Below are 20774 nucleotides of genomic sequence, written 5' to 3'. Positions count from 1 at the left end.
CCGGTCCAGAGATCTGTCGCGGGCGGGGCGATCGCGCCCGGTCACCGTCTGAACCGGCGGGATCCCGGCCGGACCCGCTACCGCTTGGTCAGCCCGCCGAGCACGTTGCGGAGGATGGCGTTGCCAACTTCCCGTCCGACGCTCCGCGCCATGGAACGGGCCGCGTTGCCCACGACCTGCTCGGCGAGGCTCTGCGGCGGCCGCCGGCCGCCCTTGCCCTTGGCGGGCGTCCCGAAGATGCCGCCGAACACGCCCCCCAGCATGCCGCCGAGTCCCCCCTGGGAGGCGCCGCCTTCTGGCGCCGCATCGAGGTTCTTGCGCTTGGCGAGCATCTCGTAGGCGCTCTCGTTGTCGACGCTCGTGTCGTACTTGCCCCGGATCGGGCTCTGCGCGATCAGGGCCGACCGCTCCTGCGGGGTCAGCGGACCGACCCGTCCCTGAGGGGGCGCCACGAGGGCGCGCTCGACCGGGGACGGCGTGCCCTTCGGCTCGAGGAAGCTCATCAGCGCCTCGCCGACCCCGAGTTCCGTGATGGCCGTCGCCACGTCGAACGCCGGATTCTGCCGGAACGTCTCGGCTGCGGCCCGAACGGCCCGCTGGTCGCGGGGCGTGAACGCCCGGAGGGCGTGCTGGACGCGGTTGCCGAGCTGGCCGAGCACGGTCTCGGGCACGTCGAGGGGGTTCTGCGTCACGAAGTAGATGCCGACGCCCTTCGAGCGGATCAGGCGCACGACCTGCTCCACCGCATCCAGCAGGGCCTTGGGTGCGTCGTTGAAGAGCAGATGCGCCTCATCGAAGAAGAACACGAGCTTCGGCTTGTCGAGGTCGCCGACCTCCGGCAGCTGCTCGAACAGCTCGGAGAGCATCCACAGCAAAAACGAGGCGTAGAGCTTCGGCCGCTGCATCAGCTTGTCGGCCGCCAGGATGTTGACGATGCCGCGCCCGTCGCGGTCGGTGCGCATGAGGTCGGCGAGATCGAGTGCCGGCTCGCCGAAGAACTTGTCGGCGCCCTGATTCTCGAGGACCAGCAGCTGCCGCTGGATCGCCCCCACCGACGCCGCCGAGACGTTGCCGTACCGGCCGGAGATGTCCTTCAGGTTCTCCGAGCAGAAGGCCAGCAGCGCGCGCAGGTCCTTCAGGTCGATCACCGGCCACTGGTTCTCGTCCGCCACCCGGAACGCGATGTTGAGCACGCCGTCCTGCGTGTCGTTGAGTTCGAGCAGGCGGCCGAGCAGCAGCGGTCCCATCTCGGTGACGGTGCAGCGGATCGGATGGCCCTGCTCGCCGAACAGGTCCCAGAACACCGTGGGGAACCGGTCCGGCTCGTAGGTGAGGCCGAGCTCCTCGGCCCGCTTCACGAAGGCGGGCTTCGCCTCGCCGGCGGCGGCGATGCCCGACAGGTCGCCCTTGATGTCGGCGGCGAAGACCGGGACTCCGGCATTCGAGAACCCCTCGGCCAGGACCTGCAGGGTGACGGTCTTGCCGGTGCCCGTCGCGCCGGCGACGAGCCCGTGCCGGTTGGCGAGTTTCAGCGTGAGCGTCTCGGGCTTGGCCGGCCCGGAGGCCTGGACGCTCTTGCCGACCAGGATCGTACCGTCGCCCATCGCCGAAGCCCCCGATCCGCCCGGGTTCCGTTATGGACAAGCCGTCCGGACTTTTCCAGGGAGGCGGCCGCCGGCTTGATTTCCAGCGCCTCAGCGTCGAAGGACGTCTGGAAACGTTCCGAAGAGAACTTTGCCGAAGAGATCGCCACCATGGAAGAACTGATCGCCCGCGTGACCGCTCGCACGGGGCTCGACGCCGCCACGGCGCAGACCGCCATCGGCCACATCCTGGCTTTCCTGCAGAAGGAGGGGCCGGCGGCGGAGGTCGGGCAGTTGCTGGCTGCCCTGCCGGGCTCCGAGGCGCTGATCGCCGAGGCGAATGCCGGGGAGAACGGCGGCGGCCTGATGGGCATGCTGGGCGGGATGATGGGCGGCGGCGTCATGGGCCTCGGCCAGAAGCTGATGTCGGTCGGTGTCCCGATGGGCCAGATGCAGCCCCTCGGCCAGGAGCTGTTCGCCTTCGGCCGCGAGAAGGTCGGCGAGGACGCGATGGGACCGATCATCGGGTCGATCCCGGGCCTCAACCAGTTCGTATGAGAGACCCCGGCGGTGTGCGCCGGCGCACCGCATTCGGGCCGCGCCTGGACAATCGTGAAAAAGTGGTTTCGCGGTGAGAGCTTGGCGGAACCCATCCACGCGATGCCCGTTATTAGGGCTGTGGTTTGGAACGCTGCCCCCGGCAGTATCCGGGGCCGCACTGAAACAGGCCGGCCATGCCCGTCTTCGAATCCAAGAATCTGGACAGCGCGTTCGAGGGTCAGGCTCTCCTGACCGCGATCCTGCATCCGACTCGGGCCGCGCAGACGCGCGCCCTGCGCCATGGGCGGCGGCGGGCCGAGCGCGCGGCCGCGATGGCGGATCCGATGACGCTGGAGCCGCGGTTTCCGCTCACCAGCGACGTGCTCGCGCCGACCGCCTGCTCCAACCGCTGACGCCTTTCCCCGCTACCAGGGCTGCGCCGTGACGAGACCCTGCCGGGTCACGACCACCCACGCGTGACCGCGCCGCTCGACGGCCTCGACGCGACCCACCCCCGGAAGGATGTCGCCCGGACCGACCTCGACGAGCCGGCGCTTGCGATTCTCCAGGATCGCCGCCCCCTCGAAGATGTCGCGGAGGGCCCAGCCGTCGATCACCGGCGTCTTCTCCGAGACCATAGGCTGCTTGGGCTTCACGTCCGCGGGCCGCGCATCGGCGAGCTTGGCCTCGCCGATCCTGGCCTCGGAAATTCTGGCGTCGACGTTCTTCGCGTCGACGATCCTGGCGTCGGCAGCCTTCGCCTCGACGGCCTTCGGCTCGACGCTCCTGGGTGCGTCGGCGAGGCTGCCCGTCTGGGTCGGCTCCGTCCGGGCCGCGGGCAGCGCGGCGGCTGGGGCGGGCCGGCGGTCAAGTTGCGTTGTGAGGGCTGCGATTCGCGCGTTCTGCTCGCGCTCGACCTGCTCGAAGCGCTCGCCCAAGGCAGCGGTCCTGGCGTTCAGGGTCTTGTCGAGCTGGGTCAGGCGCTCGCCGAGGGCGCCGCTGCGGCCCGCCGCCTCCCGGCGCGCCGTATCGGTGGACGCCCGGAGCTCGGCCAGGACCTTGTGGAGCTGCGCGATGTCGCTGCCGAGACGGGCCGTCTCGGTCCGGCCGGCGTCCAGCGTGGTGCTGAGCGCCATGACGGCATCGTTGGACGGCGCCGCCGATCGGCTCAGGGCCATGACGCCGCCACCCAGCACGGCGCCGACCGCGAGGGCCAAGCCCGGGACGGCGAGGCGGTGTCTGTCGAGAGCCGACAGGTCGAGGCGCGGCAGCGGCGGAAGCCTGAGGCGCCTCGGGGCGGCGATCTCCGTTGCCGCGAGCTCGGCGGCAGGCTTGGGATCGCCGGTCCCGGTCACCGCAGCCTTGAGCAGGTCGACCGGGGACACGGCCTCCTTGGTTTCGCTCTTCGTCATCGTCCCGAACTCCGCGTGCAGACCGGTGCTGCAAGCGTTCGTTAAGGACGTTTGTTTACGAAACCCTTACCGCCGGCTCATGCCGCCAGCCCCCGCTTCCGCAGCAGCGGTTCGATGCTCGGCATGCGCCCGCGGAAGGCCGTGTAGGCCTCGCGCGCGTCACGCAGGTTTCCGGCGCCGTACACGAAGGTGCGCAGCCGTTGCGCCGTCTCCGGATCGAAGATGTCGCCCGCCTCGCGGAAGGCGTCGAACGCGTCGGCGTCGAGCACCTCCGACCAGAGGTAGCTGTAATAGCCCGCCGCGTAGCCGTCCCCCGAGAAGATGTGGGCGAAGTGCGGCGTCCGGTGCCGCATGCCGATCTCGGCCGGCATGCTGATCCGCCGCAGCGCCTCCGCCTCGAAGGCGGGCACGTCCAGGCCGGATTCGCCCTCGGCGGACAGGTGCAGCGTCATGTCGACGATCGCCGAGGCCGTGTACTCCACAGTGGCGAAGCCCTGGTTGAAGGTGCGCGCCGCGAGCAGCTTCTGCAGCAGCGCGTCCGGCATCGGCTCGCCGGTCTGGTGATGGCGGGCGTGCATCCGCAGCACCTCCGGCTGCTCGAGCCAGTGCTCGTAGAGCTGCGACGGCAGCTCCACGAAGTCGCGCGACACGGCCGTGCCGGACAGGATCGGGAAAGTCACGTCCGACAGGAGCCCGTGCAGGGCGTGGCCGAACTCGTGGAACAGGGTCCGCGCGTCGTCGAACGAGAGCAGCGTGCTCTCGCCGGCGGGCGCCTTGGCGAAGTTCATCACGTTGACGATGATCGGGGTGATCGGCCCGTTCAGCCGCTCCTGCGAGCGGAAGGCGCTCATCCAGGCGCCGGACCGCTTCGTCGCGCGGGCGAAATAGTCGCCCAGGAACAAGCCGACCTCGGAGCCGTCCGGATTGCCGACGCGCCAGACCCGGACGTCCTCGTGATAGCGCGGGACATCGGACAGCTCGGCGAAGGTCAGGCCGAACAGCCGGGACGCCGTGTCGAAGGCCGCCTGGATCATCCGGTCGAGGGGCAGGTAGGCCTTGATCTCGCTCTCGTCGAGGTCGTGCTCGGCGCGCCGCACCTTCTCGGAATAGTGCCGCCAATCGTGCGCCTGCAGTGCGAAGTTGTGGCCCTCCGCCTGGATCGTCGCCTGGAGGCGTTCGCGCTCCTCGGCGGCCCGGGCCCGGGCCGGCGTCCAGACATCGCGCAGCAGCCCGGTCGCCGCCTCGGGGTTCGCCGCCATCGTGTCGTCGAGGGCGAAATGCGCGAAGCTCTCGAAGCCCAGGAGCCGGGCGCGCTCGGCGCGCAACCGGATGATCTCCGCGCTGATCGCGCGGTTGTCGGTCTCGCCGCCGTTCTCGCCGCGCCGGGTCCAGGCCGCGTGGGCGCGCTCGCGCAGGTCGCGGCGGGTGGAGAAGACCAGGAACGGCTCGATCAGCGATCGGGACAGGGTGATGATGTGGCCGTCGCGCCCGCGCTCCTTGGCGGCGCTCGCCGCGGCCGCGCGCAGGAACGGCGGCAGGCCGGCCAGATCGTCCTCGGACTCGAGGGGCAGCATGAAGCTGCTCTCATCGGCGAGCAGATTCTGGCTGAACTGCGTGCCGAGTTCCGACATGCGGGCGGCGATCTCGGCGATGCGGGCCTTGTCGTCCGCACCGAGATCGGCGCCCGCGCGCCGGAACCGGATGCGGTAGCGGTCGAGGGCGCGCCGCTCCTCCGGATCGAGGCCTTCGGCCTCGACCGCCGAGATGCGGGCCCAGAGCTGGGGGTTGAGGTAGATGGCGCTGCCGTGCCGGGCGAGCTTCGGGCCGATCTCCCGCTCGATCGCCTGCAGCTCCGGGTTCGTGTGGCTGCCGGTCAGATTGTAGAAGACCCCGGCGACCCGCTCGAGGGCGAGGCCGGCCTGCTCCATCGCCGCCACGGTGTTGGCGAAGGTCGCGGGCGCCGGGTCGGCCGCGATGGCGCGGATCTCGGCATCATGCGCCGCGAGCGCCGCCGCGAAGGCCGGCCTGTAATGGTCTGGCCGGATCCGTTCGAAGGGCGGCATGCCGAACGGCGTCGTCCAGCGCGCCTCGTGAAACGGGTTGTCCTGCGGCAGGCTCGGGAGCCCGGCTTCGGCGACATCCGGCATTCGGTCCTCGACATCCATCCCTGCGACGGCCGGCGCCGCCGCGGCGGCCCGGCGACAGGGGGTCGGCGGCCGCGATCCCCGAGACAGTGGACGGAACGGGGCATCCGTCAACCGGTGACGGCGATCCGAACGGCGTCTCGCTCGTTACCAACGGCCAACGCCCACGCTTCGAGGCCCCATGCCGGGATGTCGCGCGCCGCTCCACCGTCCGATCACGAGGCTTGACCGCGGGCCAGGCCGGTTACGCGGGCGGGACCGCCTGTTCTCGTACCTGGCTCTGGCCCTCGCGGCGTTCCCGGTCGCGCCGGGGTGGGCCGCGGAAGCGCCGGCGACCACGATCCCCGTGCCGCCGCCCGTCCCGCCCGCCCGGCCCGAGGCGCTCAAGCCCCCGGTCCCGGCGGAGCCTGAACGACCCGGCGCGCCCGCACCCGGGACATCGGTCAGAACGCCCGGTCCCGAGGGGAATGCCGAGGACGCCAAGCCGGAGATCCCGATTCCGCCCCCCACCCCGCCCGGGCGTCCGCCTGAGCTGTCCGGCCAGGGCGCGGTGGCGCTCACGGTGACGCCGCCCGACGACACGGCGTGTCGAACCCGGCTCAGGCGGCTCGGCGTCGACTTCGAGGCCCTGCCGCCGATCGCCGAGGGACAATGCACCGCGCCCCTGCCGCTCAAGGTCACGCGGCTCGCCGACGGCGTCGCGCTGCCGCAGGGGGCGACGCTGACCTGTCGCGCCGCCGAGGCCCTGGCGCGCTGGGTGACGGAGGCGCAGGTCGAGGCGGACCGGATGCTCAAGCACCCGCTCACCGGGCTCGAACTCGGGGGCACCTTCGTGTGCCGGGGGCAGAACCACGATGTCGACGCCAAGCTCAGCGAGCACGCGTTCGCGAATGCGGTCGACGTCATGGCCTTCGCGTTCGCGGGCCGCGCGAGCCTTCCGGTCAAGGCGCTTCCCGAGGGGTCCGACGAGGCCCAGTTCCTCGGCGCGGTCCGGACCAAGGCCTGCGGCTTCTTCCGGACGGTCCTCGGCCCGGGCTCCAATGCCGCGCACGCCAACCATCTGCACCTCGACGAGCGCGAGCGCAGCGCCGGTCACCGTCTGTGCGAGTAGCGCGAGGTGGAACGTTCTCGCCGCCTCGCCATTTTTGCGACGGGAGCGCGCCCGCTTCCGGAGGCGACGACGGTGATGAACCCGACACTCTGGCGGCCGGTTTGCGTCGCGCTCCTGGCGAGTTGCCTCTCCGCGCACGCGGCGGCGCCTAAGAGCGACAAGGCTTCCGCGGAGGATGCTGCCAAGCCCACGGCCCTGACCGCGGACACTATCAACGCCGCCACCCTCGCCCCACCGGCCGCCGACAAGACGGCCCCGAAGAAGGACCGGGTGAAGGCGTCCAAGTCCAAGACGGACGAGACGAAGCCGGATCCGCTCATCGTGAAGGCGCAGGTCCTGCTCGATCGCGCCCGCTTCTTCCCCGGGGCGATCGACGGCCGAAAGGGCGAGAACTACCAGCACGCCCTCGAAGCCTTCGCGGTGGCGCAGGGCCTCCCGGCGACGCAGGACCTCAACGCGGAGGTATGGGACAAACTCCAGGCCACCAGCGACAAGCCGGTGGTGACGGACTACACGATCACGGATGCCGACGCGGCGGGGCCCTACGTCGACAAGATCCCGCCCAAGATGGAGCAGCAGGCCGACCTCAAGGCGCTCGACTACACCAATCCCCGGGAGATGCTGGCCGAGCGGTTCCACATGGGCCGCGATCTCGTCAGCGCCCTCAATCCCGGCAAGCCCCTCGACAAGGGCGGCACCGCGATCATCGTGGCGGCGGTGGATCCGATGGCTTTGGACAAGCCGAAGGGCAAGGATCTCCCCCGGGAGCCGAAGGTCCAGCGCATCGAGGTCGATAAGGGCAGCCGCGATGTGCGGGCCTTCGGCGCGGACGGGAAGTTGCTCGCCTACTATCCAGCCTCCATCGGAAGCTCCGAGAAGCCGGCGCCGAGCGGTACCACCAAGGTGAAGGGCGTCGCGTTCGATCCCGATTACACCTACAACCCGAAATATGGGTTTAAGGGGGTCAAGGCTCAGCACAAGTTCACGATCCAGTCCGGCCCTAACAACCCCGTTGGTCTCGTCTGGATCGATCTCGCCATCCCGAGCTACGGGATCCACGGGACGCCGGAGCCCGAAAAGGTCGGAAAGACCGAGTCCCACGGGTGCATCCGCCTCACCAATTGGAATGCCCGGGATCTGGCGGCGCACGTGGCGCGGGGCGCCGAGGTCGTCTTCAAAGAGGACTGACCGGCCCCACCACACGCAAAAATGTATCGCTGGTTAACATACCGCCGGCGATTGGCGCAGGAACGCTCCGGGAACGCTTGACACGTTGCCCATTACGGGCGACGCCAAAGGTCATCGCACCGTCTGCCCGTCGAAGTCGCTTCGGTGTTTCTGGCGCGGGGCGGGACCGACCGCACGGCAAGATCCCCGGCGACGGGGGCGTTCGAAGGGAAGACGGCCCGGCGTGACTGCTGACCCCAACGATGACGTCCTCACCGGCGTCCGCGTGCTCGTCGTCGAGGACGAGGCCGCGATCTCGATGCTGCTGGAGGACATGCTCCTCGACTTCGGCTGCGCCGTCGTGGGGCCGGCCGCGCGCCTGTCCTCGGCGCTGGAGATGGCGTCGCAGGAGGCCTTCGAGGTCGCGATCCTCGACGTGAACGTCGCGGGCGAGCCGATCTACCCGGTGGCCGAGGCGATCGCCAAGCGCGACCTGCCGCTGGTCTTCTCGACGGGCTACGGCGGAGCCGGGATCCGCGAACCGTTCCGCGACAGGCCCGTGGTCCAGAAGCCGTTCAGCCAAGCCGACCTGAAGCGGACCCTGATCGGCGCCATCCGCGCCGCACGAAACTGACGGCGCGCTTCGTCACAACCCTTCGATCGTGAACGCGTCGACCACGTGGGCCGGCCAGTCCCGCGCGCCGACGAAGATTGCATCCGCCCGGAACGTCATGCCCGCGCACCAGGCGTTGCGGCCGATCCAGGACCGGGCCGCCCGGGAGAAGCGGCGCCGTTTGGCTGCATCGATCGCCTCGCGGGCCTCCTCGCGCCGCGCCCGCGCCTTCACCTCCACGAACACGACGGTGTTCCAGCGCTGGACGATGAGATCGATCTCGCCCCCCCGCGAGGCTCACCCGCCGGCCGATCGGCCAGTAGCCCTTCAGCATCAGCGCCAGCAACGCCAGCCACTCGGCCCGGTGTCCCCGGCGATAGGCCGCCCGATGCCGCGCCGTGCGCTCGGGCGAGAGCCCGCTCAATTGTCGCTCCGTGCGAGCACCAGGGCCCGCGCGTAGATGGCGCGGCGCGGCTGCCCGGTCTCGTCGGCCACGAGGCTCGCGGCGTCCTTGATCGAGTGCCGTTCCAGGGCGGTTCGGATCAACCCGTCGAGGGCGGCGTCGCCCTCGACGGTGCGATCGGGCGTCACGGCGGCGCCGATGATCACGACGATCTCGCCCTTCGGCGGCCCGTCCTCGGTGAAGCGCGCGCTCAGCGAGCCGAGCGTATCCCGCCGGACGGTCTCGTAGAGCTTCGTCAATTCGCGGGTCACCGCGGCCGGGCGGTCCGGGCCGAGCACGGCGGCGGCGTCGGACAGCATCTCCGGGAGGCGGTGCGGCGATTCGAACAGGACCAACGTGCCCGGGACCGTGACCAGCGCCTCCAGCCGGTTGCGCCGGGCGCCCGCCTTCTGGGGCAAGAAGCCCTCGAAGAAGAACCGGTCGGTCGGCAGGCCTGCGGCGACCAGGGCGGTCATCACGGCCGAAGGACCCGGGACCGGCGTGATCGCGAGACCGGCCTCGATGGCGGCCTGGACCAGCTTGTAGCCGGGATCCGAGACGAGGGGCGTGCCGGCATCCGACACCAGGGCCAGGGCCTCGCCCGCGCGCAGCCGGGCGATCATGCGCTCGCGCACGGCGTCGTTCGAGTGCTCGTGATACGCCAGGAGCGGCGTCGTGATCCCGTAATGAGCCAGCAGAACCCGCGTGACCCGCGTGTCCTCGGCCAGGATGGCGTCCGCCGCCGCGAGGGTCGCCAGCGCGCGGATCGTGATGTCGCGCAGGTTGCCGATCGGCGTCGCCACGATGTGGAGGCCGGGCGACGGGCGTTCGACCTCGCTGGCGAGCCCGAAGGCCGTGAAGCTGTGGGTGCGCGGACGGTCCGGTCCGGGTTTCCGGGTGGGGACGGCGGGCTCCGGAGAGTCGAATCGGCGGGTCATCGGCTGCGATCTTGCCACAGTGGCGGCCTCGCGTCGCGGCACCGCCGCGCGGCCGGGGGCAAGTCCGGCTCCGCGCGTTTACATTTTAGGGGACGCCGGTCAGGTTGATTGGGCCTGCCCGAGGGAGCCCGCGCCATGGCGCGTCCGAACGGCGCGCGGGACCGTCTCGCGCGCTCCACCGCCCTGATCGCCGCGCTCTGCGCCGCGCTGCTGCCTCTCGGCGGCTGCCTGGGAACCGACATGGGCCGGCGCCGGCCCGCCGCCCAGGCGGCCCTGCCGCCGGAGTCGCTGCCGCAGGAGCCCGGAGCGCCGCCTCCGGCCGCCAACACCCCCGCGGCCTCGGGGGGCGAGCGCATCGGTTCCGGCACCGTGAAGGTGGCCCTGGTCCTGCCGCTCAACGGGCAAGGGGCCGCGGTCGGCGCCGCCCTGCGCAATGCGGCGCAACTCGCCTACGACGAGGCGCAGCAACCCGACCTGACCATCCTGGTGGAGGACGACCGGGGCACGCCGGACGGCGCCCGGGATGCCGCCCAGGACGCGCTGCGGCAGGGCGCCGAGATCGTTCTCGGGCCGCTCTTCGCCGGAAGCGTGCAGGCGGCCTCGGCCGTGGCAAAGACCGCCGGCAAGCCGGTGATCGGATTCTCCACGGACGCCACCGTGGCGGCCCGGGGCGTCTACCTCCTGAGCTTCCTGCCGCAGGCGGAGGTCGACCGCGCGGTCGAGGACTCGGTGGCGGGGGGCAAGCGCTCCTTCGCGGCCCTCATTCCCGAAACCGCCTACGGCAACGCCGTGGAGGCGGAGTTCCGCGAAGCCGTGGCGCGCCGCGGCGCCCGGGTCGCGGCGGTGGAGCGCTACCGGGCGGGCGCGCCTGGTCCTGCGGTGGAGCGCCTCGCGCGGGTGATCACGGGGCCCGGCGCCACGGCCGACGCGCTGTTCATCCCGGAAACCGCCGAGGCCCTGCCGCCCGTTGCGGCGGCGCTGACCAAGGCCGGGTTCTCGCCGGCCCGGGTCCGCCCGATCGGGACGGCGCTCTGGAACGAGCCGTCCCTGTTCGCCCTGCCCGCCCTCCAGGGCGGGCATTTCGCGGCGCCCGACCGGGGCGGCTTCTCGAATTTCAGCGGCCGTTATCAGGCCCGGTTCGGCGCCGTGCCGCCCCGCGTGGCCTCGCTCGCCTACGACGCCGTCATGCTCACCGCGGCCCTGTCGCGGCAATACGGATCGCAGCGCTTCGCCGAGACGACCCTGACCAGCGGATCGGGCTTCGCGGGGATCGACGGCACCTTCCGGTTCCGTCCGGACGGACAGAGCGAGCGGGCCCTGGCGGTCTACGAGATCCGCAACAACGCCGCGACCGTGGTGAGCCCGGCACCGCGGGTCCTGGCCAAGCCGGCGATCTGATCAGGCCGCCAGTTCGGCCACCACGGCGTTGAGGACCGGCGCCCCGCGGGCGCTGGCGGCGATGCGCCCGCCGGGTCGCCGCTCCAGCAACCCGTCGCCCACCAGCATGCCGATCCGGTTGCCGTTCAGCGGCCGTCCCTTCAGGGCCGCGTAGCGCGCCGGGTCGATCCCCTCGGCGAGGCGCAGGCCCATGACCAGGAACTCGTCCGCCTGATCGGCTCCCGAGAGCGTCTCGGTCTCGACGACGCCGTGGCCGTCGCGCTCCACCCGGGCGAGCCACGCTTCCGGCGACCGCTCGGTGACCGTGCCGAGGCGCCCCGTATCCGTGACCAGCCGGCCATGGGCACCGGGACCGATCCCGGCATATTCGCCGTAGCGCCAGTACAGCAGGTTGTGGCGCGACTCCGCCCCCGGCCGGGCGTGGTTGGAGATCTCGTAGGCGGGGAGCCCGGCCTGGCCGCACAGCTCCTGCGTCACGTCGTAGAGCGCCCGGCCGGTCTCGTCGTCCGGGATCACCAGCCGGCCCGCGGCGGCCAGTCCGTGGAACGGCGTACCGGGCTCTATGGTGAGCTGGTAGAGGGACAGGTGCTCGGCGGCGTAGGCCAGTGCCTCCCGCAATTCGGCCCGCCACAGGGCGGGCGTCTGGCCGGACCGCGCATAGATCAGGTCGAAGGAGGTGCGGGCGAAGACGGCCTGCGCGACGCGGATGGCGTCGAGCGCCTGGGCGACGTCGTGCAGGCGGCCCAGGCTCCTGAGCGCGGCATCGTCCAGCGCCTGGACCCCGAGCGACACCCGATTGACCCCGGCGGCGCGATAGCCCCGGAACCGACCGGCCTCGACGCTCGACGGGTTGGCCTCGAGGGTGATCTCCGCATCCGGCGCCACCGGCCAGTGTCGGGCCACCGCGTCGAGCAGGCCGGCGACCGTCGCGGGCTGCATCAGCGACGGGGTGCCCCCGCCGAGGAAGATGCTGGTGACGGTCCGGCCGGGGGTCCGGTCCGCCACGTGGGCGATCTCGGCGCGGAAGGCGTCGAGGTAGCGCGGCTCGTCGATCCCGCCGTGCCGGACGTGGCTGTTGAAGTCGCAATACGGGCACTTCGCGGCGCAGAAGGGCCAGTGCAGGTAGACGCCGAAGCCTGCGTCGCGTGTGGGATGGTCCGGGCCGGGCGCGGTCATGATGGGCCGGGATGTGAGGGCGACGGCCCGGTTTGGCAATCAGCGCGCCGGGGCGAGGCAGGCCCGGCTCAGCGCCACGAACGCGCGCGCGCGGTGCGACAGGCCCTCGCCCTTCAGCCAGTCGATGCCGTGCTTCTCGTCGGCGGTCATCTCGCCGAAGGTGCGGTCGTGTCCGTCGGGGCGGAAGATCGGGTCGTAGCCGAACCCGGCCGAGCCCCGGGGCTCCACGAGGTCGCCGAACACCCGGCCCTCGAACAGCTCGGTGTGACCGTCCGGCCAGGCCAGCACCAGCGCGGAGACGAAATGCGCGCGCCGATCGGTCGCCCCGCGGCCGTCAAGTTCGGAGGCGATCCGCGCCATGGCGCCCGCGAAGTCCTTGGCCGGTCCGGCCCAGCGGGCCGAGAAGATGCCCGGCGCGCCGTCGAGGGCGTCGACGCACAGGCCGGAATCGTCCGCGAAGGCCGGCAGGCCGGCGGCGGCGGCGGCCGCCTGCGCCTTGATGGCGGCGTTCTCGGCGAACATCGTGCCGGTCTCCTCGGGCTCGGGCAGCCCGAGTTCGCCGGCCGACACCGCGTCGATCCCGAACGGCGCCAGGAGCGTGCGCATCTCGGCGAGCTTGCCGGCATTGTGCGTGGCGATCACCACCTTGCCGGACAGCCGCCGGCCGCTCCGCGGCGCGCCGCTCACGCGATCGCCTCCTTCTGGAGCGCCACCAGCCGGTCGGTGCCGGCCCGGGCGAGCCGCAGCAATTCGAGGAGCTGCGCCTCCGAGAACGGCTCCATCTCGGCGGTACCCTGCACCTCGACGATGCCGCCGCGACCGGTGAGCACGAAATTGGCATCCGTCTCGGCGGCCGAGTCCTCGGCGTAGTCGAGGTCGAGGACGGGGGTGCCCTTGTAGAGCCCGCACGACACCGCCGCGACGTGGTCGCGCAGCGGATCGACCGAGATGATCGAGCGCGCCCGCATCCAGGCGAAGCAATCGTGCAGCGCCACCCAGGCGCCGGTGATGGCGGCGGTCCGGGTGCCGCCATCGGCCTGGATCACGTCGCAATCGACCGTGACCTGACGCTCGCCCATGGCCGGCAGGTTGGTGACCGCGCGCAGCGAGCGGCCGATCAGCCGCTGGATCTCCTGCGTCCGCCCCGACGGCTTGCCGGACCCGACCTCGCGGCGTGTGCGCTCGTGCGTCGCGCGGGGCAGCATGGCGTACTCGGCCGTGACCCAGCCCTTGCCCGACCCGCGCAGCCACGGGGGACCGCGTTCTTCCAGCGAGGCGGTGCAGAGCACCCGGGTGTTGCCGAAGCTGACGAGGCACGAGCCCTCGGCGTAGCGCGAGACCGCGCGCTCCAGGCTCACGGACCGCAACTCGTCGGCGGCACGCTTGGAAGGCCGCATCGCGGGCCCTTTCTGTCGAGGATGTCGAGGGCCGGGCTCATAGGCCGTGCCGCCACGGCGGGCAAGCTTCGCCCCACGGAGCCGGGCCACACGCGCGGGATTGCGGACCCACGCCGCGAGTCGGACCGCCGGCTCCGTCGTTCCGCGACTGTGCGGCAGGACCCGAGAACCGGATCCGCGCCGCGGGTGCTGCGTATCGATGTCGGCGCCGCGGAAAGATTGCCGGCGTGCTGTGCGCCCTGTCGGGTCCCGGGGACGTTGTCGTAGTTCGGACCGGGTTCGAGCCGCGGCCCTACGGATTGATCCGCAAGCCGCGTCCGGACATGATCGGCCCCAGGATGCCCGTGTGACAGACCCGAACGCCAGATTGACCAACGGCCAGGCGATGCAGGCGCTTGACGCCCTCAACGAGCGCGCCCGCGAGATCTTCCGGCAGATCGTCGAGAGCTACCTCACGACTGGGGAGCCCGTGGGATCGCGCAATCTCGCGCGGATCCTTCCGATGACGCTGTCGCCGGCGTCGATCCGCAACGTGATGGCGGACCTCGAGCATTCCGGCCTGATCTACGCGCCCCACACGTCGGCCGGGCGGCTGCCGACCGAGCTGGGCCTGCGCTTCTTCGTCGATGCCATGCTCGAACTGGGCGACGTCAGCCAGGACGAGCAGGCCCGGATCGAGGCCCAGATGCGGGCCGCCGCCTCGGGCCACACCTTCGCGTCCGCCCTCGCCGAGGCCTCGACCATGCTGTCGGGGGTCTCGCGCGGGGCCGGCGTGGTGCTGACCACCAAGGCGAACGTGAACCTGAAGCACATCGAGTTCGTCCGCCTCGATCCGGCCCGCGCCCTGGTGATCCTGGTCTCGGACGACGGCTCGGTGGAGAACCGCCTCGTCGACCTGCCCCCGGGCCTGCCCGCCGGGGCGCTCCAGGAGGCGACGAACTTCCTCAACGCCCGCCTGCAGGGCCGGACCCTCGGCTCGCTGCGTGCCGAGATCGAGGCCGGGCGCAAGGCGATGAAGCGCGAGCTCGACGCGATCACCGAGCGGCTCGTGGATGCCGGCCTCGCCACCACCGTCGGTCCCACGGAGGCGCGCCAGCTGATCGTGCGCGGGCAGGCGAATCTGCTCGACGACCTCCGCGCGGTCGACGATCTCGAACGCATCCGCCTGTTGTTCAGCGACCTGGAAACCCAGAAGGACGTCATCGACCTTCTGGCCCGGGCCGAAGGCGGGGACGGCGTGCGCATCTTCATCGGCTCGGAGAACAAGCTGTTCTCGCTGTCGGGCTCGTCGTTGATCGCGGCGCCGTTCCGGGACGGGTCGCAGAAGATCGTTGGCGTCGTGGGGGTGATCGGACCGACCCGGCTGAACTACGCCCGGATCGTGCCGATGGTCGACTACACCGCCCGGGTCGTCTCCAAGCTGCTCGACGGGGGCCGGTAGGCACGGTCGCGTTGCAGGTTCGCCAACGCTGGGCGGCCGGGGCTGGCGTCCGGAACTTTGAGAATCGCGCGCAGGATGCGCCGGGCGGACGCGGGTCCGCCCGGCACCGATTTTCTTTGCCCGTCAGGCCGGGATCACGTCCACGATCTCGTAGGTGTCGGGATCGATGATCACGATATCGTCGCGCACCAGGATGAAATCGTAGCCCTCGTATTCCGGCACGATCGAGACGATCGCCGGCGGCAGTCGGTGCAGCGAGACCGAGCGCGGGATCGCCGTGCCGACCGCAAGCCCGAAGGCCACATCCCGGAGCGGCGAGACGCCCAGGCGGGTGATCGAACTGCGGAACTCGGTGCGCTGCCGGGTGTCGAGCCGACCAGCCGCCCCGCGGACGGAGCCGCGATCCTGGGCGCCCGCGCGGCCGCCCCGCTCGCCGGCCGGATTGCGGCCGCCCTGGTTGGGCCCGGCCGCGTCCCGGTTGCCACGCTCGCCGGCCGTGCCGGGCTCGCGTCCGCCGCGGTCACCACGCTCGCCGGCACCGGGATTGGCGCCCTGGCCTGCCCGATCGGAGGGTCCGTTGCGCTCGGCCCCGCCGCCCGCCCGGCCAGGCCCTTCGGCGCCCCGGCCCCCGGGCGCGCCCGGCTCGGCACCGCGGGCGCCTCCTTCGGCCCCGCGGGCACCGCCTTCAGCTCCGCCCGGTCCACGCATCCCGCCGCCGCCCTCCGCGCCGCCGGCACCGCCCCGCATGCCGCCTGCGCCGCCACCGGGACCTGCGCCGCCACCGGGTCCTCCTCCGCCGCCGGCACCACCGGCCGCCGGCCCAGCTCCGCCGCCGGCGGCCCCGCCGCCGGGACCACCCCCGCCGCCCGGGCCGCCCTGGGCGAACGCCGTCGCCGCCCCGGCGACGATGATCGCGGCCGCCACCGTGTCCCTCAGAATCCGCTTCATGGCCTCTCCTCCAGCCGATGTCGGAGCGCCGTCGACGCCCGCGCCGGCCCGCAACGGGGCCCCGGGCCAAACCGTTCCGTCGCCAAGGCTTCCGCGCCGCGCGCCCGATGACACGCGCGCGTCCTATCCTCGGCTAAGTCCGCTCACGGACTTGCGATCAGAAACGCCGCCTGTAAGCCTGCCCGACACGAAGAAGAGGCCGGCCGTTGCCGGCACAAAGATTGATCGACGGAGACGCCATGTCCGCTTCGGGGAACGATACGATCGGTATCGCACCGAGCGCCCTCGACGAGGCCTCGGATCGGCGCCGCCGCATCTGGGCGATCGTGGGCTCGTCCTCGGGCAATCTCGTCGAGTGGTACGACTTCTACTGCTACGCGTTCTTCGCGCTGTATTTCGCGCCGGCCTTCTTCCCGAAGGGGGATTCGACCAGCCAGCTGCTCCAGACCGCCGGCATCTTCGCGGTGGGCTTCTTCATGCGCCCGGTGGGCGGCTGGCTGTTCGGGCGCATTGCCGACCGGGTCGGGCGCCGGACCTCGATGGTCATCTCGGTGCTGATGATGTGCTTCGGCTCGCTGCTGATCGGCATCCTGCCGACCTACGAGCATGTCGGCACCCTCGCGCCGGTCCTGCTGCTGCTGGCGCGCATGCTCCAGGGCCTCTCGGTGGGCGGCGAGTACGGCACCTCGGCGACCTACATGAGCGAGGTGGCGATCAAGGGGCAGCGCGGCTTTTTCGCCTCGTTCCAGTACGTCACGCTGATCGGCGGGCAACTCCTCGCGTCGCTGGTTCTGGTGCTGCTCCAGACGGTGATGACCGCCCCCGAACTCACGGCGTGGGGCTGGCGGATCCCGTTCTTCATCGGCGCCGGGCTGGCCGTGGTGGCACTCTACCTGCGGCGGTCCCTGGCGGAGACCAAGGACAGCAGCGACAAGGAGAATGCCGGCACCTTCGCCGAGCTGTTCAAGCACTGGCGGGCGTTCCTGGTGGTCGTGGCCTACACGGCCGGCGGCTCCCTGAGCTTCTACACCTTTACGACCTACATGCAGAAGTATCTCGTCAACACCGCCGGGATGCCGAAGACCTCGGCCTCGCAGACGATGACCGTCGTGCTGTTCGTCTACATGGCGATACAGCCGCTCTTCGGCGCGCTGTCGGACCGGATCGGCCGCAAGGCCAACATGCTGCTGTACAGCGGTCTGGGCACGCTGATGATTGTGCCGCTGATGACGGCGCTCGGGACCAACAAGGATCCCTATCTCGCCTTCGCGCTGATCACGCTCGGGCTGGCGGTCGTGTCGTTCTACACGGGCATCAGCGGGATCGTGAAGGCGGAACTGTTCCCCACCAACGTGCGGGCGCTCGGGGTCGGCCTGTCCTACGCGGTGGCCAACGCGACCTTCGGCGGCACCGCCGAGTTCGTGGCCCTGTGGTTCAAGGACAACGGCATGGAGAGCACGTTCTTCTGGTACGTGACCGTCCTGATGGCGATCGCCTTCGTGGCTTCGGTGATCATGCCGAACCCCAAAGTCCACGGCTACCTCGACGGCGACGGGACCGTCGAGGAGGCGCTCGGCAAGAAGCCGCGTCTCGTCCACGCGTGATCGCGTGGCGTATCCGGCTGGACCGGCCGGGTTTTTCGCGATGATATGCCGTCCGCCGGGCGCGCCAGACGCCCGCGGGAGGACACGATGCGTATCATAGCCGCCGCCGGCGCAATCGCCCTGGCCCTTCTCGGCCTGACCGCCGCGAACTCTGCGGGGGGCGCCGGGGAGGCGCGGTTCGAGCCGACCCAGCCCGCCGGCTACTTCTTCGTCGGCGGCCGTTACGAGACCGCCAAGGACAAGACCATCGCGGTCGGGCAGATGTTCGTGGCGTACCGCGCCCCCGCGCGGATCACGCAGCCCTATCCCGTCGTCCTCGTGCACGGCACCGCGCAGACCGGGACAAACTTCCTCGGTACGCCCGACGGCCGGCCGGGCTGGGCGGATCGCTTCGTCGCCAAGGGCTTTGCCGTCTACGTGGTCGACCAGGTCGGGCGCGGTCGCGCGGGCGGAGACGTGGAGGCCTACGGCCCCTACGCCCGCCTGTCGGTCGAGGATCTGGAGAGCGTGTTCACCGGGCAGGAACGGTCCGGCCTGTTTCCGCAGGCCGGGAAGCACACGCAGTGGCCGGGCGGACCGGGCGTGCGCGGCAACGCCGCGTTCGACCAGTTCTACCTGTCGCAGGTGCCCTACATCGCCAATGGGTTGAGGACCGAGGAGCTGGTCGATCCGGCCCTGATCGCGCTCCTGGAAAAGATCGGCCCGGCGATCCTGCTGACGCATTCGCAGGCCGGGGTCTTCGGATGGGCCGTGTCCGACCAGCGGCCCGACTTGGTCAAGGCCCACGTGGCGGTCGAGCCCAACGGCCCGACCTTCTATGACATCCGCTTCAAGGGCGGCGCCGACTGGTACGAGCGGATCGGGGACGCGCGGGCCCGGCCCTACGGCATCACCCGGGTGCCGCTCCGCTTCGAGCCGCCGGTGAGCAGTCCCACCGACCTGACCGTGGTCCAGGCCGAGAGCCCCGCCCGTCCGGACCAGATCCGATGCTGGCTCCAGGCGGAGCCGGCCCGGACCCTGCCCAACCTCGCCCGGGTGCCGGCCGTGATCGTGACGTCCGAAGCGTCGTTCCGCGCCACCATGGACGATTGCACCGCCGCCTTCCTCACGCAGGCCGGCGCCAAGCCGGACCGTCTGAAGCTCGAAGAGCACGGCATTTACGGCAATGGCCACATGATGATGCTGGAATCGAACAGCGATCAGGTCGCGGACGCGATCATCGGGTGGATCGAGACGCGGACACGCTGACCGCCCTGCGGCGCCCGCACGCTTAACCCGTCGCTAACCGCGCTCCGGCGAGGGTCGGCCCGTCATCCGGCGAGGGTTTGCATGACTGACATGACCGATACCGTGGGCGTCGCGGGCGAGCGCATCCGCTCGATCATCGAGCGCGTCGAGCGGCTGGAGGAAGAGATCAAGGACCTGATGGAGGCCAAGAAGGAGGTCTTCGCCGAGGCGAAGGGCGAAGGCCTGGACGTCAAGGTGCTGAAGGAGATCCTGAAGATCCGCAAGCAGGACAAGGACGAGCGGGACGAGCAGGAAACCCTGCTCGACGTGTACCTGCGCGCGATGGATGCGCCCGCCCCGCTCGCCGAGGCTGCCTGAGCGCGTGAACCGGGGCGGCGCCCGAGGCGCTGCCCCTCCCCCTCAGCGACCCGGCCCGGCGCCGAGATAGGCGGCGATGTTGCGCCGGATCCGTTCGAGCGGCACCTCGGCGGGATCGGGCAGCACGAAGGGCGACCCCGTGATCGTCTCGTAGGCGCGGATGTAGACCGCGGCCGTTTCCAGGACGATGTCGGCCGGGATCTCGGGGATCGGATCCGCATACGGGTCGCAGCGGGCCACCACCCAGTTGCGCACGAAGTCCTTGTCGAAGCTCTCAGGGGCCGAGCCCGCGGCGAAGCGCTCGGGGTAGCTCTGCGCGAACCAGTAGCGGCTGCTGTCCGGCGTATGGATCTCGTCCGCCAGGACGATGCGGCCCTCCCCGTCCGTGCCGAACTCGTACTTCGTGTCCGCCAGGATCAGCCCGCGTTCGGCGGCCAGGGCCTGCCCGCGGGCGAAGAGGGCGAGCGCGGCTTCGGAGACGGTCCGCCACTGCTCGGGGGTGAGGAGCCCGCCCTCGAGGATCTGGCTCTCGGTCAAGGGCTCGTCGTGGCCGCCGTCGAACGCCTTGGTGGTCGGGGTGATGATGGGCTGCGGCAGGCGGGCATTGGGCTGCAGGCCGTCCGCGAAACGGTGCCCGTACATCGTCCGCTCGCCGGCGCGGTACCGCGTCAGGATCGACGTGGAGGTGGTGCCGGCGAGGTAGCCCCGGACCACCACCTCGACCGGCAGGATCTCGAGGCGCCGGCCGACCACCACGTTCGGATCCGGATAGGCGATGACGTGGTTCGGGCAGATGTCGGCCGTCGTCTCGAACCAGTAGCGGGCGGTCTGCGTGAGAACCTGCCCCTTGAAGGGGATCGCCGCGAGGGCGTGGTCGAAGGCGCTGATCCGGTCGGAGGTGATCAGGATGCGGCGCCCGTCGGGCAGGTCGTAGTTGTCCCGGACCTTGCCGCGGTAATGGTTCGGCAGCTCCGGCAACGTCGCGTCCTGCAGAACCTGATGGGCGTGCGGGAGGAGATCGGCCGTCTTCATCGGGGCTTTCCGGCAGGCTGCGCGGCGATGCCGCCGCGGTGCCTGTGTGCGCGGACGGGCAGGAGATTACCAGCCTCCCGCCGGTCCGCGGCGCGCTGTCAGGCGGCGCGGACGGTTGCGAGGAAGCGGTCGACCTCTGCGGCGAGGTGCTCGGACTGGCGGGAGAGTTCGGAGGCGGCGCCGAGCACCTGTGCGGCGGCGGCGCCGGTCTCCTCGGCCGCGC

General features: G+C 71.2%; 19 protein-coding genes and 1 pseudogene. 10 read left to right on the top strand and 10 right to left on the bottom strand.

Annotated features, from left to right (window positions below; genetic code table 11):
- Window positions 1-77 precede the first annotated feature (77 nt).
- On the bottom strand, window positions 78-1604 hold the full coding sequence (locus MKL01_RS28120) for a helicase HerA-like domain-containing protein (protein WP_243908473.1): 1527 nt from the start codon (window positions 1602-1604) through the stop codon (window positions 78-80).
- 150 nt (window positions 1605-1754) lie between these two features.
- Between MKL01_RS28120 and MKL01_RS28115 the strand changes: the two genes are divergently transcribed.
- Window positions 1755-2141, top strand: a complete 387-nt coding sequence (locus tag MKL01_RS28115) for a DUF2267 domain-containing protein (protein ID WP_243908472.1) — start codon at window positions 1755-1757, stop codon at window positions 2139-2141.
- 176 nt (window positions 2142-2317) lie between these two features.
- Entirely contained in the window at window positions 2318-2536 is a 219-nt protein-coding gene (locus tag MKL01_RS28110) for a hypothetical protein (RefSeq protein ID WP_243908471.1), read from the top strand.
- Between the two features lie 12 nt (window positions 2537-2548).
- Here the strand turns inward: MKL01_RS28110 and MKL01_RS28105 are convergent, their stop codons facing one another.
- Window positions 2549-3535 (bottom strand): hypothetical protein, encoded by a 987-nt coding sequence (locus tag MKL01_RS28105; RefSeq protein ID WP_243908470.1) that lies wholly within the window; start codon window positions 3533-3535, stop codon window positions 2549-2551.
- 77 nt (window positions 3536-3612) lie between these two features.
- On the bottom strand, window positions 3613-5682 hold the full coding sequence (locus MKL01_RS28100) for a M3 family metallopeptidase (RefSeq protein WP_243908469.1): 2070 nt from the start codon (window positions 5680-5682) through the stop codon (window positions 3613-3615).
- A 178-nt stretch (window positions 5683-5860) separates the two neighbouring features.
- On the opposite strand from MKL01_RS28100, the gene MKL01_RS28095 reads away from it, so the two are divergent.
- The 3 genes from MKL01_RS28095 to MKL01_RS28085 all read left to right on the top strand — a co-directional run bounded on the left by MKL01_RS28095 (window position 5861) and on the right by MKL01_RS28085 (window position 8591).
- Window positions 5861-6790, top strand: coding sequence for an extensin family protein (locus MKL01_RS28095; protein WP_409566367.1), 930 nt, complete (start codon window positions 5861-5863; stop codon window positions 6788-6790).
- Between the two features lie 75 nt (window positions 6791-6865).
- A complete protein-coding gene (locus tag MKL01_RS28090; RefSeq protein ID WP_243908468.1) occupies window positions 6866-7978 on the top strand; it encodes a L,D-transpeptidase in 1113 nt (370 codons plus the stop codon).
- Window positions 7979-8201: 223 nt separating this feature from the next.
- Window positions 8202-8591 (top strand): response regulator, encoded by a 390-nt coding sequence (locus MKL01_RS28085; protein WP_243908467.1) that lies wholly within the window; start codon window positions 8202-8204, stop codon window positions 8589-8591.
- 12 nt (window positions 8592-8603) lie between these two features.
- Here the strand turns inward: MKL01_RS28085 and MKL01_RS28080 are convergent.
- Together MKL01_RS28080 and rsmI are read right to left on the bottom strand one after the other, a co-directional pair.
- Window positions 8604-8994: pseudogene (locus tag MKL01_RS28080) on the bottom strand (YraN family protein).
- The gene (gene rsmI, locus MKL01_RS28075; RefSeq protein WP_243908466.1) at window positions 8991-9950 is read right to left on the bottom strand and encodes a 16S rRNA (cytidine(1402)-2'-O)-methyltransferase; all 960 of its coding nucleotides are present in this window, start codon (window positions 9948-9950) and stop codon (window positions 8991-8993) included. Before rsmI ends, MKL01_RS28080 begins: the two are co-directional and overlap by 4 nt.
- Before the next feature lie 135 nt (window positions 9951-10085).
- Between rsmI and MKL01_RS28070 the strand changes: the two genes are divergently transcribed.
- Entirely contained in the window at window positions 10086-11348 is a 1263-nt protein-coding gene (locus MKL01_RS28070) for a penicillin-binding protein activator (protein ID WP_243908465.1), read from the top strand.
- On the opposite strand, the gene hemW is transcribed toward MKL01_RS28070, so the two are convergent.
- Genes hemW through rph form a run of 3 tightly spaced genes read right to left on the bottom strand, consistent with a single transcriptional unit; the run spans window position 11349 to window position 13921 of the window.
- Window positions 11349-12524, bottom strand: coding sequence for a radical SAM family heme chaperone HemW (hemW, locus tag MKL01_RS28065; RefSeq protein WP_243908464.1), 1176 nt, complete (start codon window positions 12522-12524; stop codon window positions 11349-11351).
- 39 nt (window positions 12525-12563) lie between these two features.
- Window positions 12564-13211, bottom strand: a complete 648-nt coding sequence (gene rdgB / locus MKL01_RS28060) for an RdgB/HAM1 family non-canonical purine NTP pyrophosphatase (protein WP_243908463.1) — start codon at window positions 13209-13211, stop codon at window positions 12564-12566.
- The gene (rph, locus tag MKL01_RS28055) at window positions 13208-13921 is read right to left on the bottom strand and encodes a ribonuclease PH (RefSeq protein WP_243908462.1); all 714 of its coding nucleotides are present in this window, start codon (window positions 13919-13921) and stop codon (window positions 13208-13210) included. The genes rdgB and rph overlap by 4 nt, the downstream gene beginning before the upstream one ends.
- A 385-nt stretch (window positions 13922-14306) precedes the next feature.
- Between rph and hrcA the strand changes: the two genes are divergently transcribed.
- A complete protein-coding gene (gene hrcA / locus MKL01_RS28050) occupies window positions 14307-15362 on the top strand; it encodes a heat-inducible transcriptional repressor HrcA (RefSeq protein ID WP_243908509.1) in 1056 nt (351 codons plus the stop codon).
- Between the two features lie 123 nt (window positions 15363-15485).
- Here the strand turns inward: hrcA and MKL01_RS28045 are convergent, their stop codons facing one another.
- Window positions 15486-16310, bottom strand: coding sequence for a DUF1236 domain-containing protein (locus MKL01_RS28045; RefSeq protein ID WP_243908461.1), 825 nt, complete (start codon window positions 16308-16310; stop codon window positions 15486-15488).
- A gap of 239 nt (window positions 16311-16549) precedes the next feature.
- On the opposite strand from MKL01_RS28045, the gene MKL01_RS28040 reads away from it, so the two are divergent.
- The 3 genes from MKL01_RS28040 to MKL01_RS28030 all read left to right on the top strand — a co-directional run bounded on the left by MKL01_RS28040 (window position 16550) and on the right by MKL01_RS28030 (window position 19519).
- The gene (locus MKL01_RS28040) at window positions 16550-17914 is read left to right on the top strand and encodes an MFS family transporter (protein WP_243908460.1); all 1365 of its coding nucleotides are present in this window, start codon (window positions 16550-16552) and stop codon (window positions 17912-17914) included.
- 87 nt (window positions 17915-18001) lie between these two features.
- On the top strand, window positions 18002-19162 hold the full coding sequence (locus MKL01_RS28035; protein ID WP_243908459.1) for an alpha/beta hydrolase: 1161 nt from the start codon (window positions 18002-18004) through the stop codon (window positions 19160-19162).
- A gap of 81 nt (window positions 19163-19243) precedes the next feature.
- On the top strand, window positions 19244-19519 hold the full coding sequence (locus MKL01_RS28030) for a DUF2312 domain-containing protein (protein WP_243908458.1): 276 nt from the start codon (window positions 19244-19246) through the stop codon (window positions 19517-19519).
- Between the two features lie 42 nt (window positions 19520-19561).
- On the opposite strand, the gene MKL01_RS28025 is transcribed toward MKL01_RS28030, so the two are convergent.
- Window positions 19562-20551, bottom strand: a complete 990-nt coding sequence (locus MKL01_RS28025) for a phosphoribosylaminoimidazolesuccinocarboxamide synthase (RefSeq protein ID WP_243908457.1) — start codon at window positions 20549-20551, stop codon at window positions 19562-19564.
- Window positions 20552-20774 lie beyond the last annotated feature (223 nt).

The organism is Methylobacterium sp. J-070 (genome assembly GCF_022829385.1).
Taxonomy (GTDB): domain Bacteria; phylum Pseudomonadota; class Alphaproteobacteria; order Rhizobiales; family Beijerinckiaceae; genus Methylobacterium.
Note: the sequence above shows the minus strand (reverse complement) of the source record. Positions and strands in the feature narration are given on the sequence as shown.